Genomic DNA, 15626 nt, shown 5'->3' on the forward strand with positions numbered 1-15626 from the left:
GCCCTAACCGGCCGACAGGCCGGCACCAAGCTGGGGTCGGTGCCGGTTATCGCGGCCGCAGGGTCATCATCGGCGGCCGGTCCTCCAGCGACACCGTCGACGTCCGGGCGGTGTAGTCGTTGCCGTCGGCGAAGAACTGGGTGAGCCCGACGCCCGAGTCCGGGATGCCACAGCGCGACAGCAGAGTGGCGATGACCTGCCTGCTCATCGCCGCCAGTTCGGTGATCGGCCGGTTGCGGTGCGTGCGCACCCCGAGGTTCACCTGGGCGATGGCATCGAGCCCGAGCCGGTCGTAGGTGTCCACCAGCAGCCCGATCTCGACGCCGTACGCCGGCGCGAACGGCACCGACGTCAGCAGTTCGCGGGTGCCCGCGTACTCGCCGCCGAGCGGTTGCAGCAAGCAGGTCAGTTCGGGGCGCAACGCGGCGAGCAGCGGCCGGGCGACCAGTTCGGTCACGCGCCCGCCGCCATTGGCGTCCTCGCTACCGCTGACCTTCAGCGGGCGCCGGTAGAAGCCCTTGACCAGGTGTACGCCGTCGGTGGTCAGCAGCGGACCGAGCAGCTTCGGCACGAACATCGGGTCGGGGTCGATGAGGTCCGAGTCGACGAAGACCACCAGGTCGCCGGTGGTGGCGGCGAGCGAACGCCACAGCACCTCACCCTTGCCGGGCTGCGGTTCGACCTCGGGCAGCGCGACCTCGCGGCTGATCACCCGCGCACCTGCCGCGATCGCGCGGATCTCGGTTTCGTCGGTGGAGCCGGAATCCAGCACGATCAGCTCGTCGACGAGCCCACCCAGCAGCGGTGTGATGGTCTCGACGACGCTGCCGACGGTCTCCTCCTCATTGAGCGCGGGCAGGACGACGGACACGGTTCGTCCGGCCTTGGCCGCCTCGAGTTCGGCGATGGACCACGTTGGGCGGCCGAAGCTGTGCGTCGCCATCCACGGATGGCGTGCGACGGCGTCGGCGGCGGAGAGCTCAGGTACCACAGTCATGCCAGTCCCCTTACGGTTCGCGCCGGCGGGCGCACCCCCTGGATCGACGCGACCATCTCCAGTACGCGCCGTGTGGGTCCGACCTCGTGCACTCGGAACATGCGCGCCCCCTCGGCCGCGGCCAGCGCGGTCGCGGCGAGTGTGCCCTCCAGGCGTTCGGTCAACCCCACGCCCAGAGTCTCCCCGACGAAATCCTTGTTGCTCAGCGCCATCAGGACCGGCCATCCCGTATTTACAAGATCTTTTACGTGGCGCAACAAACTAAGACCATGATGAGTGTTCTTACCGAAGTCATGGGTCGGGTCGATCAGCACGGCGTCACGCGCGACGCCCGCGGCGACCGCCCTTTCGGCTGCCGCCGTCACCTCGGCGATGACGGCGTCGACCACGCCCCGCTCGGTGGTTCCGTAGTTGACGCGGAAGGGCCTCGTCCGCGGAATTGCCCCACCGGTATGCGAGCACACCAGACCGGCGCCGAACTCGGCCGCCACCTCGGGTAGCCCCGGATCCGAGCCGCCCCACGTGTCGTTGATCAGGTCGGCCCCGGCCGCGCAGGCCGCCTTGGCCACCGCGGCCCGCCAGGTATCGACGCTGATCAGCTGGTTCGGGTAGGCATCGCGGAGCCATTCGATGAACGGCACCACCCGGGCGATCTCCTCGTCGGCGTCGACGGTGCTTCCCGGGCCTGCCTTGACGCCGCCCACGTCGATGACGTCGGCGCCGTCGGCCACCACCCGATGCACCGCTGACTTCGCGGCTTCGTCGGTGAACGTCGCGCCGCGGTCGTAGAACGAGTCCGGCGTCCGGTTCACGATCGCCATGATTAGCGCGCGATCGCCAGCCACCGGACGGCCGAGAAACGTCGACTCCACGCCTTCCAGGCTACGGGCCTGCGATTTCGGCGTGCTCAGCCGCGGTCAGCGCGGGTTTCCACACCCGAATCGCTACTTGGGGCGCTTGCCGTCGACGACCTCGGCCGGGTACTCGTCGTAGAACGCCACATAGCCCTCGTCGCGGCCGCCGAGCACGTACACGGGATCGTCGTCCCCGCCGCCGTAACCCTGCTTGCGCAGGTCGACCTTCTGGCTCTTGAACGTCGACGTGTGGGCCAGCGTTTGAACGACGCGCACGAAGAGTGGCACCGCGTATCCGGGCAGGTGTTCGTAGGCGGCCTTGGCCATCGCCTTGCCGTCGAACTCCTGGCCCTCCTTGAGTTGAACGGCCACCATGCCCGCGCGTCCACCCGCGCCGGGCACCTCGACGCCGAACACCGTGGCCTCCTCCACCTGCGGGTCGAGCGACACCGCCGCCTCGACCTCGGTGGTCGCGACGTTCTCGCCCTTCCAGCGGAAGGTGTCGCCGAGCCGATCGGTGAACGCGGCATGCCCGAAGCCCTGCGAGCGCATCAGATCACCGGTGTTGAACCAGACGTCGCCGTCCTTGAAGGCATCGCGGACGAGCTTCTTCTCGCTGGCGCTCTTGTCGGTGTAGCCGTCGAACGGTTGGAAGCTGCTGACCTTGCTCAACAGCAGCCCCGGTTGTCCGGTCTTGACCTTGCGGACCCTGCCGTCGTCGCCGCGCAGCGGTTCGCCCGTGTCGCCGTCGTATTCGACGAACGCGATGGGCGACGGGCAGATGCCGGTGGTCTTGTCGATGTTGAAGACGTTGAGGAACGCGGTGTTGCCCTCGCTGGCGGCGTAGAACTCACAGACGCGGTCGATGCCGAACCGACTGGTGAACTCGTCCCAGATGGCCGGGCGCAGCCCGTTGCCCCCGATGACGCGGACGCGGTGGGCGCGGTCCGTCGGCTTCGGCGGCTGGTTCAGCAGATAGGCGCAGATCTCGCCGATGTAGATGAACGCCGTCGCGTCGTAGCGGATGACGTCGTCCCAGAACTTCGACGCCGAGAACGACTTGCCCAGCGCGAGCGTCGCGCCGGCGTTGAGCACCGCGGACACCGCGACCGTCAACGCGTTGTTGTGGTAGAGCGGCAGGCAGCAGTACAGCGTGTCCTCGCTGGTCAGACGCATCCCGAGCCCGCCGAATCCGGCCAGCGCGCGCAGCCAGCGGTAGTGCGTCATCACGCTGGCCTTCGGCATCCCCGTGGTGCCCGAGGTGAAGATGTAGAAGGCCTTGTCCTTGGCCAGCACGGCAGCCGTCGCGGCCGGGTTGGTGGTGGGCGCGGTCGCGGCGAACTGCTGCAGTTCCTCGACGGTGATCAGCCCGGTGGTGTCGGCGCCGCTCTCGCTGATCGGCTCGATCAGATCGGTTTCGGCGACGACGGCCCTGGCGGCGAGCAGCCCGATGCTGTGCTTGAGCACGTTGCCGCGCTGGTGGTAGTTGAGCATGCCGGCGACGGCGCCGCACTTCACCACGGCGAGCATCAGCAGTACCGACTGCGGCGAGTTGCGCAGCATCACGCCGACGACGTCGCCGTGGCCGACCCCGCGCGCGGCGAGCACGGCGGCGTACCGGTTGACGGTCTCGTTGGCTTGCCGATACGTGAACTGCTCGTCGTTGAACTTGATGAAGACGTTGTCGCCGTAGCGCGCGGCGCGATCCTGGAACACCTTGCCGATCGACGTCTTGGCCGTCGGCCGGGCCATGAACCCGGTGACGGCGCCCCGCACGATCGCGGGCGCATCCATCAGCAGGCCCGGCAGCCGCGGGGCGATGTCCAGCAGGCCGACGCTGCTACGGGTGCCCGACTTCTGGTCGCTCATGGCAACCAACCCTAGTGGCGCGCGTGACCGGCCTCACTGCCCCGGGGCACATGCGTTCATCGCCGCATCGACGTCGGTGGTGATGACCAAACGGTCCATGGCTCCCGGTGAGACGTAGCCCGTCATGACGAGGCCCCGCAGCCAGGCCAGGAGTCCGTCGTAGTGACCGTGCGGGTCGAGGAGCACGAGAGGCTTGTCGTGCATGCCGAGCGCGCCGGCGGTCCACGCCTCGAAGAACTCCTCGAGCGTGCCGATGCCGCCGGGCAGCGCGATGAACGCGTCGGCGCGGTCCTCCATGATCTGCTTGCGCTCGCGCATGGTGTCGGTGACCACCAGTTCGGCGGCGTCGACGTCGGCGACCTCCCGGTGCACCAGGGCCTTCGGGATGACGCCGACGGTGTGCGCGCCGTGCGCGCGCGCGGCGGAGGCCACCGCACCCATCGCGGAGACGTTCCCGCCGCCGGACACCAGCGCCCAACCGCGGTCGCCGATCGCCTCGCCGACGGCGGTCGCCAACGCGAGGAGCTCGGGGTGCGCCGGGCCGGACGCGCAGTAGACGCAGACGGCCCACGCGCGGGCGGGTTCGTCGGATTCGGGAGGCATGAGTGAAACCTACCGAGCGGGATCAACACTCAGGTTTCCCGGTAGCCGCGCCGCGGGCGGCCATACACTGCGGCGATGCCAGAAGGAATCGCCGCCGCCGAGCAGGCCCTGGCAAACGGCGACCTGAAGGAAGCCGAGGAGCTTGGCCGCGCGGCGTTGCGCGACGACGACTCGCTCGCGGCGCGGCTGACGCTGGCGCAGGCGTTGGCCTGGCAGGGCCGGGGCCGCGACGCCGACGCGGTGCTGGCCGAGGTGGATCCGGCCGCGCTGAGCGAGCCCGAGTTGATGGCGTGGGCGCTGCCGACGGCCGCCAACCAGTTCTGGATGCTCAACGAACCGGAGCGGGCGACGGCGTTCCTGCGCACGACGCGAGGTCACGTGACGTCTGCACCGGCCGGGGCGACGCTCGACGCGCTGCTTGGCACGTTCGCGATGAACGCGGGTAGCCCGCAGCGGGCGATGGAGCTGGCGAGCCAGGTGCTGGCCTCACCGGATGCCGACCAGCAGGCCATCGGCTGGGCGGCCGCCGCCGCCGCGCTGTGCAACGCGCGGATGGGTACCTTCGCCGACGTCGACGAGCTGGCGGGCCGCGCGATCGCGGCGGGTCACCCTGGGCTGCTTCGGTTTACGTCCGGGTTCGGGCAGACGACGGCGCTGGTGATGTCCGGCGAGCTGGACCGCGCCGAGTCATTGGCTCGAGAACTGGTCGATGCGGCGCAGTCGCAGCAGCCGAGCCATGCGATCGGCCAACTGCTTCTGGCCGACGTGCTGATCGCCCGCGGGGACATCGACGCGTCGGTTCCGGTGCTGGAGGCGGCTGCGGTCGCCTTGGCGCCGACGGGCTACTCGTGGGGCCCGCTGGCGTGGATGTTGTTGGCGCAGGCGCTCGCTCAGCTCGGCCGGGTGTCGGACGCGGGCCGGATGCTGGCGCGTGCCGAATCGAAGCACGGGCTCAAGTCGATGTTGTTCGCGCCCGAGTTGGCGTTGGCGCGGGCGTGGACGTCGGCCGCGCGCCGCGACGGCCCAGGCGCCATCAACGCCGCGCGCGATGCGGCCCGCGCGGCCGAGCGGGGCGGGCAGTCCGCGGTCGCGGTGCGGGCGTTGATCGATGCGGTACGGCTGGGCGACATCCGGGCGACCGAGTTCATCGAACGGTTGGGGGTCGACGGCGTGGTCGGACGGCTGGCGCTCGACTACGCGCGGGCGTTCACGGCAAGCGACGCCTCGGGATTGGACGCATCGTCAGCTGCCTTCGGGGACATCGGCATGCGGGGCGTGGCTGTTGACGCTGCCGCTCAAGCGGAGTCGGCGCGGTCCAGCAACTAGTGTCACCGACGCCCTTTGCCCGGACTTAGGATCGATGTACAGCCAGTTTCACCAGGGGGATGCCACATGACCGGCCCGTTCTTTCTGCAGTCCGGGAGCCTTCCGCAGCTCGCGGGCACCCACGACGAAGTCGCGGGCGGGCTGGCGCAGCTGGCTGGCGCCGGTGTACCGCAGGCGTCGGACGTCGCGAGCTCGTTCGGCACCATCGCCTCGAACCTGAACACGTCGCTCGACGGCGCGCTGCAGAGCCGCACCGGAACCATCCAGACCACTAAGCGCTCCAGCGACACGATCGCGGGACTGCTCAGCAAGGCCAACAAGATGTACTCCGGGCGCGACGAGCAGGGCGCCGACAACATCAAGTCGGCCGCCCAGGAATTTGATGACCAATCAGGCGGCCAGCCCGGTTCGGGCCCGTTGGGCATCAAACACCAGGGCGAAGGTGCTCCCGGTGCCGCCGTTCCCGGCCAGGGTTCTCCTCCCGCTGCGGCGCCGGGTGCACCGGGCGCGCCGTCCGCGGCGGGAGGCTCGGGTGCGCCAACTGCGCAGGGTTCGTCGGGCACGCCGATCGCGGCGGGTGCCCCGACCAACGCGGGGCTGCCTGCGGCGCCGACCAGTTCGGGCGACTCCGCGGGAGCGGGCAGCCAAGCGATGGGCCAGGTGCTCGGGCAGGTCGGCCAACAAGTGGGCTCGATGGCCCAGGCGGTCGGACAAGGCTTCCAGGGCGTGGCCCAAACGCTGGGACAGCTTCCGCAGCAGGTCATGCAGGCCGTCTCCCAATTCAGCGAGCTGGGCGGCGGGGGCGACCACGGAGCGCTCGCTGGAGGTGCGTCCGGCGCCGAGGAACTCGGCCATCGTCCCGACTCACCAGACGACAAGGGTGATCGGTCCGACGCCGATGACCCGCGCGACCACTCCCGCGACGACGATCCGCGACGCGATCCGCGGGACCCGTCCCAGCCGCAACCGCCCCAAGCAGAGCCGGCCCAGCCGCAGCCACCGCGACGCGAGCCTCCTCGCACGTATCCCGCTGCCGACTAAGGCGTTTCGAGTCGCCCGTTCACCATCTGCACCCAGCGGTCCACCCCGATCGCATCGAGGAACCGTTCGTCGTGGCTGACCACCAGGACCGCGCCGCGATAGGCGTTCAGCGCCGACTCCAGCTGCGCAACACTCACCAGGTCGAGGTTGTTGGTCGGCTCGTCGAGCAGCAACAGCTGCGGCGCCGGTTCGGCGGACAGTACGCACACCAGCGTGGCGCGGAGCCGCTCCCCACCCGAGAGCGCCGACACCGGCAGGTGTATGCGATCACCACGAAACAGGAACTGCGCCAACAGATGCATGCGTCGGGTGTGGCTCAGGTTCGGCGCGAACGACGCCAGACTCTCCGCGACGGTGCGGTCGGGGTCGAGCAGGTCCAGCCGCTGCGACAGATAGGCGATCCGCCCGTCGGCCCGCTGTACCTCACCGCCGTCCGGAACCAGGTCGCCGCTGAGCACGCGCAGCAGCGTCGACTTCCCCACCCCGTTCGGGCCGGTCAACGCGATCCGTTCCGGGCCGCGAACGTCGAGATCGATGCCGTTGTCCACGAACAACTCTCGCCCGCCTCGCGCGACCCGCACACCGCGGGCGGCGACGAGGGTGCGGCCGGCCGGAACAAGGGTGTCGGGCAGGTCCAACACGATGGCGTCGTCGTCGCGGACCAGGCGTTCGGCATGATCCAGCCGGTCTCGCGCGTCGTCGACGCGCTTGGCGTGGACGTCGTCGGAGCGCGCGGCCGACTCCTGCGCGTCGCGCTTGCGCTTGCCCACCACGATCTTCGGCAAGCCCGCGTTCTTCACGTTCCGTGCGGCGGTGCTCGATTTGTGGGCAGCGCGTTCGCGGGCCTGCTGCATCTGCCGCTTCTCGCGCTTGAGCAGCTGTTCGGCGTTGCGCACGTCTGCCTCGGCGGCCTGCTGGGTCGCCTCGACCGACTCCACGTATGCCGTGAAATTGCCTCCGTAGAAGATGATTTCGCCGCGGTGCAACTCGGCGATGCGGTCCATCCGGTCGAGCAGCACGCGGTCGTGACTGACCACCAGCAAGGTGCCGCCGTAGTCGTCGAGCGCGTCGTAGAGGCGAAGCCGAGCGCTGAGGTCGAGGTTGTTGGTCGGCTCGTCGAGCAGCAGGACGTCGGGACGCTTCAGCAGTTGCGCGGCCAATCCGACTGAGCTCACTTCGCCGCCGGACAGCGTGCCGAGCGGGCGGTCGAGCCCGACGTCGGCCAGCCCGAGCCGCGCGAGCTGGGCCCGTGACCGCTCCTCGACGTCCCAGTCGTCTCCGATCGCGGTGAAGACCGCTTCCGACGAGTCACCGGCGGCCAGCGCGTTCAAAGCGTCGACAACGGGTGCCACGCCGAGCACTTCGGCGACCGTGAGATGGGCGTCGAACGGCAGCGTCTGCGGAAGGTACCCGATCGTGCCGCCGACGATGACCGCGCCCGCGGTTGGGGCGCACTCCCCCGCGATGAGCCGCAGCAGCGTGCTCTTGCCCGCGCCGTTGGGTGCCACCAGACCGGTGCGACCTTCCGGCACGGTGAAGGACAGGTCGTCGAACAGGACGGTGCCATCCGGCCATGCGAAGGACAGCCGGGAAGAAACGATGGATGTGTCAGACATGCGAGAGGTCTCTCGGGTGAGGACCGTGACGACGTGGCCACGGCATGGGAAAGATCGACATGTGCTCCGGTTATCCGGAGTTGTCGTCTCCCAGCATGTCTTCGGCCCACCTCGTGTTCATTGACGCCTGCCAACCATGTTAGCGCCGTCAGGCAAGTGATTATTTCCGCACCTGTCCAGCAGTCGCGTGTTCTGTTATCCTGCAAGGCTTTTGTCCTACCGACCCGGGAGGTGCCCATGCCCATGTGATTGCCCACATGGAAGGAGCCACGATGGCTCACACCGACAAAGACCACAAGCGCTACGTGCGCAAGCACCACCAGGCGGTGTGCAATCACCACCTCACCGCCGGTAGCTACTCCACCGTCGCGTGCGTCTGCGACGACTTCGACTACTTGTGGTGGCTTAGCTCGTATGACCCCAAATGGGACGAGGACTGCTGCCGCCAGGAACGCTCGCGGGCGGCGCACCTCATGCGCCGGGCACGCGCCGGGCACCTCGAATGGGACGAGTTGACCTTCGACTCGCACCGCTTGTCCGACTGGTAGTCAGGCAAGCAGATATTTCCGCAGCAGTTCGGTGACCGCGGTGATCTGCGCGACCTGCACGCGCTCGTCGGAGCGGTGGGCGAGATTCGGGTCGCCAGGACCGTAGTTGACGGCGGGCACGCCGAGCGCCGCGAACCGCGCGACGTCGGTCCACCCGTACTTGGCCCGCACCTGCCCGCCCGCCGCCTGGACCAGGGCCGCCGCGGCGGGTTTGGTGAGCCCCGGCAGCGCGCCGGGGGCGGCGTCGGTCTGCTCGACGTCGACGTCCAGGCCGTCGAGCACGTCGTGGACGTGGGCCAGGGCCTGCTCGACGCTACGGTCGGGCGCGAACCGGAAGTTCACCGTGACGGACGCAGCATCGGGAATGACGTTGCCCGCGATGCCGCCGTCGATGCGCACGGCCGACAACCCCTCGCGGTAGGTACAGCCGTCGATGTCGACGTTGCGCGGCTGGTAGCTCGACAGCCGGTCGAGGACGGCACCGAGCTTGTGAATGGCGTTGTCGCCCAGCCACGCTCGGGCGGAGTGCGCCCGCGTGCCCGCTGCCCTCACGACCACGCGGATGGTGCCCTGGCAGCCCGCCTCGATGTAGCCGCCGGACGGCTCGCCGAGAATGGCGACGTCGGCGTGCAGCCAATCGGGCAGTTCGCGTTCGATCCGGCCCAAACCGTTGGCGGCCGACTCGATCTCCTCGCAGTCGTACATCACCAGCGTGATGTCGTGGGCGGGCTCGGCGAGGGTGGCGGCCAGGTGCAGGAACACCGCGTCGCCGGACTTCATGTCCGACGTTCCGCAGCCGTGCAGTTCACCGTCGACGAGCCAGCTGGGCAGGTTGTCCGCGGCGGGCACGGTGTCGGTGTGGCCGGCGAGCAGCACCCGCGACGGCCGACCGAGGTGTGTGCGGGCCAGCACCGCGTTGCCGTTGCGGACGATCTCGAAGGCCGGTGCTTGCGCGCGCAGGGCCGCCTCGATCTCGTCGGCGATGCGCTGTTCCTGGCGCGACTCGCTGGGGATGTCCACCAGCGCAGCGGTCAGCGCGATCGGATCAGCACGTAAGTCCAGGCCCACACTCATTGAGGCTAGTCCAGTAGCCTTTGGCAACGTGACTAGCGCATCAGGCGTCGGCGTGGCCACCATCGCCGCCGACGGAACGGTTCTCGACACGTGGTTCCCCGAACCGGAGCTCAGCGGCGACGGCCCGTCCGGCACCAACCGGCTGTCGGTGGCCGAGGTGTCCGAGGAACTCGCCGTGCTGGCCGGCCGCGACGAGGAACGCGACGTCGAGACGGTCGTGGTCCGCACGACGATCGCCTCGCTCGACGACAAGCCCATCGACGCGTTCGACGCCTACCTGCGGCTGCACCTGTTGTCACACCGGCTGATCGCACCCCACGGAGCCAACATGGACGGCGTCTTCGGCGTGCTGTCCAACGTGGTGTGGACGAACTACGGCCCCTGCGCCGTGGACGGCTTCGAACTGACCCGCGCGCGACTGCGCCGGCGCGGACCCGTCTCGGTGTACGGCGTGGACAAGTTCCCCCGCATGGTCGACTACGTGTTGCCCACCGGTGTCCGCATCGCCGACGCCGACCGGGTCCGACTCGGCGCGCACCTGGCGAGCGGCACCACCGTCATGCACGAGGGCTTCGTGAACTTCAACGCGGGCACGCTCGGCACGTCGATGGTCGAGGGCCGGATCTCCTCGGGTGTGGTGGTCGATGACGGCTCCGACATCGGCGGCGGCGCATCGATCATGGGCACCTTGTCCGGCGGCGGCAAGGAAGTCATCTCGGTGGGCAAGCGCTGCCTGCTTGGCGCCAACTCCGGACTCGGCATCTCACTCGGCGACGACTGCGTGATCGAGGCGGGCCTCTACGTCACGGGCGGCACCAAGGTCGCCACCGCCGACGGGCAGACCGTCAAGGCCCGAGACCTTTCGGGCGCGAACAACCTTCTGTTCCGGCGTAATTCGCTGTCCGGGGCGGTCGAGGTGGTCGGTCGCGACGGTTCCGGCATCACGCTCAACGAGGCGCTGCACGCCAACTAACCACTGCACGTCACCCGCAGGGCGTCACCCGCATCAGCGCCACGCCGTGCGACGGGACCTCCACCGGTCCCACGGCCCCGGCGCTTTGGGCATCCGTGTGGGCCCACAGGTCGCGCACGCGGTAGCACTGCGACGCCAACCCGACCGCGGCGGCGGTGGTGCTCATCGTGGTGGCGGTATCGCCGTCGTTGATCATCGCGACGGCGACCGACCCGCCGGACAGCGGTTTGACGACGATCCGGGGATCGGCCGACAGCGGATGTCCTTGGACGACAAGCGGATCCTGGTCGATGGCGATGACGTCGCGGTTGGTCAGGATGTCTCGGGTTTGCGGATTCATCGACCGGATGTCGTTGCCCGCCAGCAGTGGCGCAGCCAGGATCGCCCACAACGAGAAGTGCGCCTGCTGCTCGACGGCGGTGAGGTCGGGGCGCGCCGGTCCCAGCGACATCGTGGGGTGACCGACCGCGAACTCATTCCAGCCCACGCCCACCACCATCATGTCCGGATCGTTGACGTGCGACGGGGTGCTGCGTTGCACCAGCGGTATAGACGTGTCCAGCCCCTGCGCGATGCCCGAGAGTCCTTCGGCCCAGAGGGCGTCGCCACCCCATGCCGGCACCACGTCGATGGAGTTGCGGTTCATGTCGGCGATGCCCGACCAGTCGTATCTGGCCCCCGCCCCCGGGTCTGACGAACTGTTCGGGTTGATGCTGTAGAAGATTCGACGCCCGGTGGCGCGCAGGGCATCCCGCATCGCGGCGAAGTACCGCACCTGCTCTGCGTGGTCGGCCTTCGAGCGGCACCAGTCGTACTTGAGGTAGTCGACGCCCCAGTTCGCAAACGTCTGCGCGTCGGCCCGTTCGTGGCCGGCTCCCCCGATTCGCGGATCCTGGCCGCAGCCCTGGTTGAACGGGCTGTGGTAGATCCCCAGGTACATGCCGCGATCGTGGGCGTACTTCGCGAGGTCGCCGATGCCGTTGGGGAACCGATCGGAGTCCGCGCGCAGGTTGCCGTCGGCGTCGCGGGTCGTTGCCGCCCATCCAGCGTCGAGGTTGACGTATCGGTAGCCCGCGTCGCGCAGGCCCGACGACACCATCGCGTCGATCGTGTCCTTGACGCTCTGCTCGGTCAGTTCGATGCCGGAGTTCCAGGAGTTCCAGCCCATGGGCGGCAGCAAGGGCGGTCGGGGCACCGTCGGCGAAGAGCACGCAGCGAGCACTGCGGCACAGGCCACGATGCTGAGAAGTCGACGCACGCCGCCATCGTGGCAGCGAAGTCTGGGAGTCGGCAGGCTAACGCCTGAGCGCGTCGCGGGGGCCGATTCAGCAGATCTGGATTCCCCTGCCACCTGCGGGTCGATACTGACGGCGTGGACGTGGCCGTGCGACCTCCACTACATCGATGCCCTTCGCCGTGAGGAGTGAGCAATGACGCTGACGACCGACCCTCGAGTACCACTGCGTAGCCCGGACCGCTTCTTCATCGGTGGCGACTGGGTCGAACCCAGCACCGACTCCACCATCGACGTCATCGATTCCAGCACCGAGCGGCTGTACTTCCGCGTCGCCGAGGCTCAGCCTGCCGACATGGACGCCGCGATCGAGGCAGCCAGGCGCGCGTTCGACCGGGGACCATGGCCGCGGATGACGCACGCTCAGCGCGCCGAGTTCTTGCGCGTGATGGCCGACGAGATGGACTCCAGAGCGCCCGATTACAGCGAGATCTGGCCACGCGAATCGGGGGTGTTGCACTCGACCGCAAGATCCTCGGAGCCCGGCAGCTCGATCACCCTGAGGTACTACGCCGACCTGGCGAACGACTATCCGTTCGAAGAGGTGGTGACCCCCAGCCCTTCGGAGCTACCAGGTGGCGAGTTCGGCCTTCTGGTGCGCGAACCCGTCGGCGTGGTCGGGATGATCATTCCCTGGAATGCGCCGTTGCCCTTGATCCTGAGCAAGCTGGCGCCCGCGCTGATCGCCGGGTGCACCGGGATCGTCAAACTGTCGCCCGAGGCGCCAGGGGCCGGGTATCTGATCGCCGAGATCGCCGAGAAGGTGGGCCTTCCGGCCGGGGTCGTGAACGTGATCACCGCCGACCGCGAGGTCTCCGAACGGATGGTGCGTGATCCCCGAGTGGACAAGATCGCGTTCACCGGATCGACCGCGGCGGGCCGGAAGATCGGTGCGATCTGCGGTGAGCGGATCGCCCGCTGCACCCTTGAACTCGGCGGCAAGTCCGCGGCCGTCATCCTCGACGACGCGGACATCGGTTATGCGGCAGCCATGCTCGCTGGCGGGGAATGCTTCCTGTCGGGCCAGGTGTGCTGCTCGCTGACGCGGATCGTCGTATCCCGCAGCAGGCACGACGAATTCGCCGACGCACTGGCCACCGCCTTCTCGGCAGTGCAGGTGGGCGATCCGTTCGACCCCGCCACCCAGATGGGGCCGCTGGCCATGGAACGGCAGCGCGACCGGGTGGAGCACTACATCGCCAAGGGCATCGAGGAGGGCGCCACCCTCGTCACCGGCGGCGGCCGGCCCAAGCACCTCGACCGCGGTTACTACATCGAACCGACGGTGTTCTCCGGCGTCGACAACAAGCACGTAATCGCCCAGGAGGAGATCTTCGGACCCGTGCTGAGCGTCATCCCCGCCGACAATGAGGAGCACGCGGTCGACATCGCCAACGACACCATCTACGGGCTCAACGCGTCGGTATTCACCTCCGACGCCGGGCGGGCCCGCGACGTCGCCGCGCGGCTGCGGTCGGGCACGGTGGGCCACAACGCGATGCGCATCGACTTCGGCATTGCCTTCGGAGGCTTCAAGCAGTCCGGCATGGGACGCGAGGGCGGACGCGAAGGCATGCTGCCGTACCTCGAAACCAAGACGGTCCTGCTCGACGCGGCGCCGCCCGGGTACGCGTCGTAGCCCGCAGGAACTATTCGGCGGCGAGGATGCAGAACTCGTTGCCCTCGGGATCGGCGAGCACGACCCAGGTTTCGTCACCCTGACCGACGTCGACGTGACGCGCCCCCAGCGCGACGACCCGCTCGACCTCGGCCTGCTGATCGTCGGGCCGGAAGTCGAAGTGGATGCGGTTCTTCACGACCTTGTCGTCGGGTACCACGACGAAGAGCCAGTTCGGCCCGGCGCCGGGCGGGGCGGACAACATCACGTCGCCATCGGAGGTGATGCTTCGTTCCCAACCCAGGACGTCGGCCCACCAGGCGCCCAGCGCCGTGATGTCGTGCGCGTCGATGCAGATCTCGTCGAACACCAGCGTCACGTCATCAACTCCTTCTTGAGTACCTTGCCCATCGCATTGCGCGGCAACCCGTCCACCAGCCGTACTTCGCGCGGCCGCTTGTGCGCCGAAAGCTGTTGTGCAACATAGTCGATCAAGGTCTGCGGCTCCGCTTCACCAACCACGTACGCAACGATGCGCTGCCCCAGGTCGTCGTCCGGAACGCCGACGACGGCCACCTCGTCGACGCCCGGGTGTCCGAGCAGCACCGTCTCGATCTCCCCCGCGCCCACGCGGAACCCACCCGACTTGATGAGGTCGACGGATTCCCTGCCGACGATGCGATGCATGCCGTCGCCGTCCACCACCGCGACGTCGCCGGTGCGATACCAGCCGTCGGCGTCGAACGCCTCGGCGGTCGCGTCGGGTCGATTCAGATAGCCGTCGAAGACCGTCGGGCCCCGAACCTCAAGCCGCCCAATGGTTTCACCGTCGCGGGCGACCTCGGCGCCGCCGTCGTCGACGATGCGGGTATCGACCCCCGCGAGCGGCAGTCCGACCCATCCGGGTCGCCGTTCGCCGTCGGCCAACGTGCTCAGCGTGATGAGCGATTCGGTGCTTCCGTAGCGTTCCACCGGCGCGTGACCAGTGAGCCGCACCAGCTCGTCGAACACCGGAACCGGTAGTGACGCGCTGCCCGACACCAGCAGCCGGGCCGACGACAACGCGAGGGCGGCGGCGCGCTCGGCCACGACCCGCGACCACACCGTCGGCACACCGAAGTAGAGCGATCCTCCCGCCTCGGCGTAGGCGGCCGGTGTCGGTTTGCCGGTGTGCACGAAGCGACTTCCGACGCGCAGCGAACCAAGGAGCCCCAGCACCAACCCGTGCACGTGAGACAGGGGAAGCCCGTGCACCAGCGTGTCGTCAGACGTCCACTGCCAGACCCGTGCCAGCGCATCGACGTCCGCCGCGACGGCAGCCCTGCTGATGGGCACTCCCTTCGGCAGACCCGTTGTACCCGAGGTGTACATGACCATCGCCGTCGCCCGTGGGGACGGCTCGGCGTAGCGGTGCCACGACCGCGCGTGCAGCCGCACCGGGACGTGCGGTAGCGCAGGCTCGCCCTGATCGTCGGGCAGTTCCCCCAGCCAGGCCTGCGCGCCCGAGTCCGTGAGCAGGTGACGGCGTTCGGCGACGCCGACGTCGGGTGGCACGGGGACGAACGGCACGCCGGCGATCAGACACCCCGTCACGGCCAGCACCGTCGTCGCGGTCGGTTTCGCCAGCACGGCCACCAGCTGCGCGCCACCCACGCGTTCGGCCACCGATGTCGCGGCGCCCACCAGGTCGCTACGGGACAGCGTCGTGCCGCCGATTCGGACGGCGTCGCCGACGTCGTGACCGGCGGCGACGGTTGCGGGGTCGAGCGAGGCCAGCAGCACGGTCGCGACGCTACCCCCAGGCCGCTCGACG

The 15626-nt window shown here is 69.0% G+C and carries 13 protein-coding genes and 1 pseudogene; 5 read left to right on the plus strand and 9 right to left on the minus strand.

The genetic code is table 11. The annotated features are described in order from the left end of the window. Nucleotides 1-46 precede the first annotated feature (46 nt). The 4 genes from SLQ33_RS28235 to SLQ33_RS28250 form a co-directional block, all read right to left on the minus strand. Entirely contained in the window at nucleotides 47-943 is an 897-nt protein-coding gene (locus SLQ33_RS28235; protein WP_319457310.1) for a glucosyl-3-phosphoglycerate synthase, read from the minus strand. A 50-nt stretch (nucleotides 944-993) separates the two neighbouring features. Next, the gene (gene folP, locus SLQ33_RS28240) at nucleotides 994-1818 is read right to left on the minus strand and encodes a dihydropteroate synthase (protein WP_319457311.1); all 825 of its coding nucleotides are present in this window, start codon (nucleotides 1816-1818) and stop codon (nucleotides 994-996) included. Between the two features lie 123 nt (nucleotides 1819-1941). Continuing rightward, nucleotides 1942-3720 (minus strand): long-chain-acyl-CoA synthetase FadD6, encoded by a 1779-nt coding sequence (gene fadD6 / locus SLQ33_RS28245; protein ID WP_319457219.1) that lies wholly within the window; start codon nucleotides 3718-3720, stop codon nucleotides 1942-1944. Nucleotides 3721-3753: 33 nt separating this feature from the next. Then, on the minus strand, nucleotides 3754-4323 hold the full coding sequence (locus SLQ33_RS28250; RefSeq protein WP_319457220.1) for a TIGR00730 family Rossman fold protein: 570 nt from the start codon (nucleotides 4321-4323) through the stop codon (nucleotides 3754-3756). An 87-nt stretch (nucleotides 4324-4410) separates the two neighbouring features. Between SLQ33_RS28250 and SLQ33_RS28255 the strand changes: the two are divergent. Further along, nucleotides 4411-5649: pseudogene (locus SLQ33_RS28255) on the plus strand (tetratricopeptide repeat protein); the annotation flags it as partial. Between the two features lie 66 nt (nucleotides 5650-5715). After that, nucleotides 5716-6690 carry an ESX-1 secretion-associated protein gene (locus tag SLQ33_RS28260; RefSeq protein ID WP_319457221.1) on the plus strand — a complete coding sequence of 325 codons (975 nt, stop codon included), beginning with the start codon at nucleotides 5716-5718 and terminating at the stop codon, nucleotides 6688-6690. Here SLQ33_RS28260 and SLQ33_RS28265 read toward each other — a convergent pair. Continuing rightward, on the minus strand, nucleotides 6687-8306 hold the full coding sequence (locus tag SLQ33_RS28265; RefSeq protein WP_319457222.1) for an ABC-F family ATP-binding cassette domain-containing protein: 1620 nt from the start codon (nucleotides 8304-8306) through the stop codon (nucleotides 6687-6689). The genes SLQ33_RS28260 and SLQ33_RS28265 overlap by 4 nt on opposite strands. Nucleotides 8307-8578: 272 nt before the next feature. Between SLQ33_RS28265 and SLQ33_RS28270 the strand changes: the two genes are divergently transcribed. Beyond that, on the plus strand, nucleotides 8579-8854 hold the full coding sequence (locus SLQ33_RS28270) for a hypothetical protein (protein ID WP_319457223.1): 276 nt from the start codon (nucleotides 8579-8581) through the stop codon (nucleotides 8852-8854). On the opposite strand, the gene dapE is transcribed toward SLQ33_RS28270, so the two are convergent. Then, entirely contained in the window at nucleotides 8855-9928 is a 1074-nt protein-coding gene (gene dapE, locus SLQ33_RS28275; RefSeq protein WP_319457224.1) for a succinyl-diaminopimelate desuccinylase, read from the minus strand. Nucleotides 9929-9956: 28 nt separating this feature from the next. Between dapE and dapD the strand changes: the two genes are divergently transcribed. Then, nucleotides 9957-10901 carry a 2,3,4,5-tetrahydropyridine-2,6-dicarboxylate N-succinyltransferase gene (dapD, locus tag SLQ33_RS28280; RefSeq protein WP_319457225.1) on the plus strand — a complete coding sequence of 315 codons (945 nt, stop codon included), beginning with the start codon at nucleotides 9957-9959 and terminating at the stop codon, nucleotides 10899-10901. Between the two features lie 10 nt (nucleotides 10902-10911). Here dapD and SLQ33_RS28285 read toward each other — a convergent pair whose 3' ends face one another. Next, nucleotides 10912-12159: a glycoside hydrolase family 27 protein gene (locus SLQ33_RS28285; protein ID WP_319457226.1), complete on the minus strand. Its 1248-nt coding sequence runs from the start codon at nucleotides 12157-12159 to the stop codon at nucleotides 10912-10914. 172 nt (nucleotides 12160-12331) lie between these two features. Here SLQ33_RS28285 and SLQ33_RS28290 point away from each other — a divergent pair, with 172 nt between their 5' ends. Then, nucleotides 12332-13834, plus strand: a complete 1503-nt coding sequence (locus SLQ33_RS28290; protein WP_319457227.1) for an aldehyde dehydrogenase — start codon at nucleotides 12332-12334, stop codon at nucleotides 13832-13834. Between the two features lie 10 nt (nucleotides 13835-13844). Here the strand turns inward: SLQ33_RS28290 and SLQ33_RS28295 are convergent, their stop codons facing one another. After that, on the minus strand, nucleotides 13845-14192 hold the full coding sequence (locus tag SLQ33_RS28295; RefSeq protein WP_319457228.1) for a VOC family protein: 348 nt from the start codon (nucleotides 14190-14192) through the stop codon (nucleotides 13845-13847). Continuing rightward, a complete protein-coding gene (locus SLQ33_RS28300) occupies nucleotides 14189-15595 on the minus strand; it encodes an acyl-CoA synthetase (protein ID WP_319457229.1) in 1407 nt (468 codons plus the stop codon). Before SLQ33_RS28300 ends, SLQ33_RS28295 begins: the two co-directional genes overlap by 4 nt. Nucleotides 15596-15626 lie beyond the last annotated feature (31 nt).

It is taken from the genome of Mycobacterium sp. RTGN6 (assembly GCF_033804605.1).
Taxonomy (GTDB): Bacteria; Actinomycetota; Actinomycetes; order Mycobacteriales; family Mycobacteriaceae; genus Mycobacterium.

Bases quoted from the DNA above. Each gene is read 5' to 3' on its own strand.
- SLQ33_RS28235 (WP_319457310.1), bottom strand. From the start codon at position 943: ATGGCGACGCACAGCTTCGGCCGCCCAACGTGGTCCATCGCCGAACTC.
- folP (WP_319457311.1), bottom strand. From the start codon at position 1,818: ATGGCGATCGTGAACCGGACGCCGGACTCGTTCTACGACCGCGGCGCG.
- fadD6 (WP_319457219.1), bottom strand. From the start codon at position 3,720: ATGAGCGACCAGAAGTCGGGCACCCGTAGCAGCGTCGGCCTGCTGGAC.
- SLQ33_RS28250 (WP_319457220.1), bottom strand. From the start codon at position 4,323: ATGCCTCCCGAATCCGACGAACCCGCCCGCGCGTGGGCCGTCTGCGTC.
- SLQ33_RS28260 (WP_319457221.1), top strand. From the start codon at position 5,716: ATGACCGGCCCGTTCTTTCTGCAGTCCGGGAGCCTTCCGCAGCTCGCG.
- SLQ33_RS28265 (WP_319457222.1), bottom strand. From the start codon at position 8,306: ATGTCTGACACATCCATCGTTTCTTCCCGGCTGTCCTTCGCATGGCCG.
- SLQ33_RS28270 (WP_319457223.1), top strand. From the start codon at position 8,579: ATGGCTCACACCGACAAAGACCACAAGCGCTACGTGCGCAAGCACCAC.
- dapE (WP_319457224.1), bottom strand. From the start codon at position 9,928: ATGAGTGTGGGCCTGGACTTACGTGCTGATCCGATCGCGCTGACCGCT.
- SLQ33_RS28290 (WP_319457227.1), top strand. From the start codon at position 12,332: ATGACGCTGACGACCGACCCTCGAGTACCACTGCGTAGCCCGGACCGC.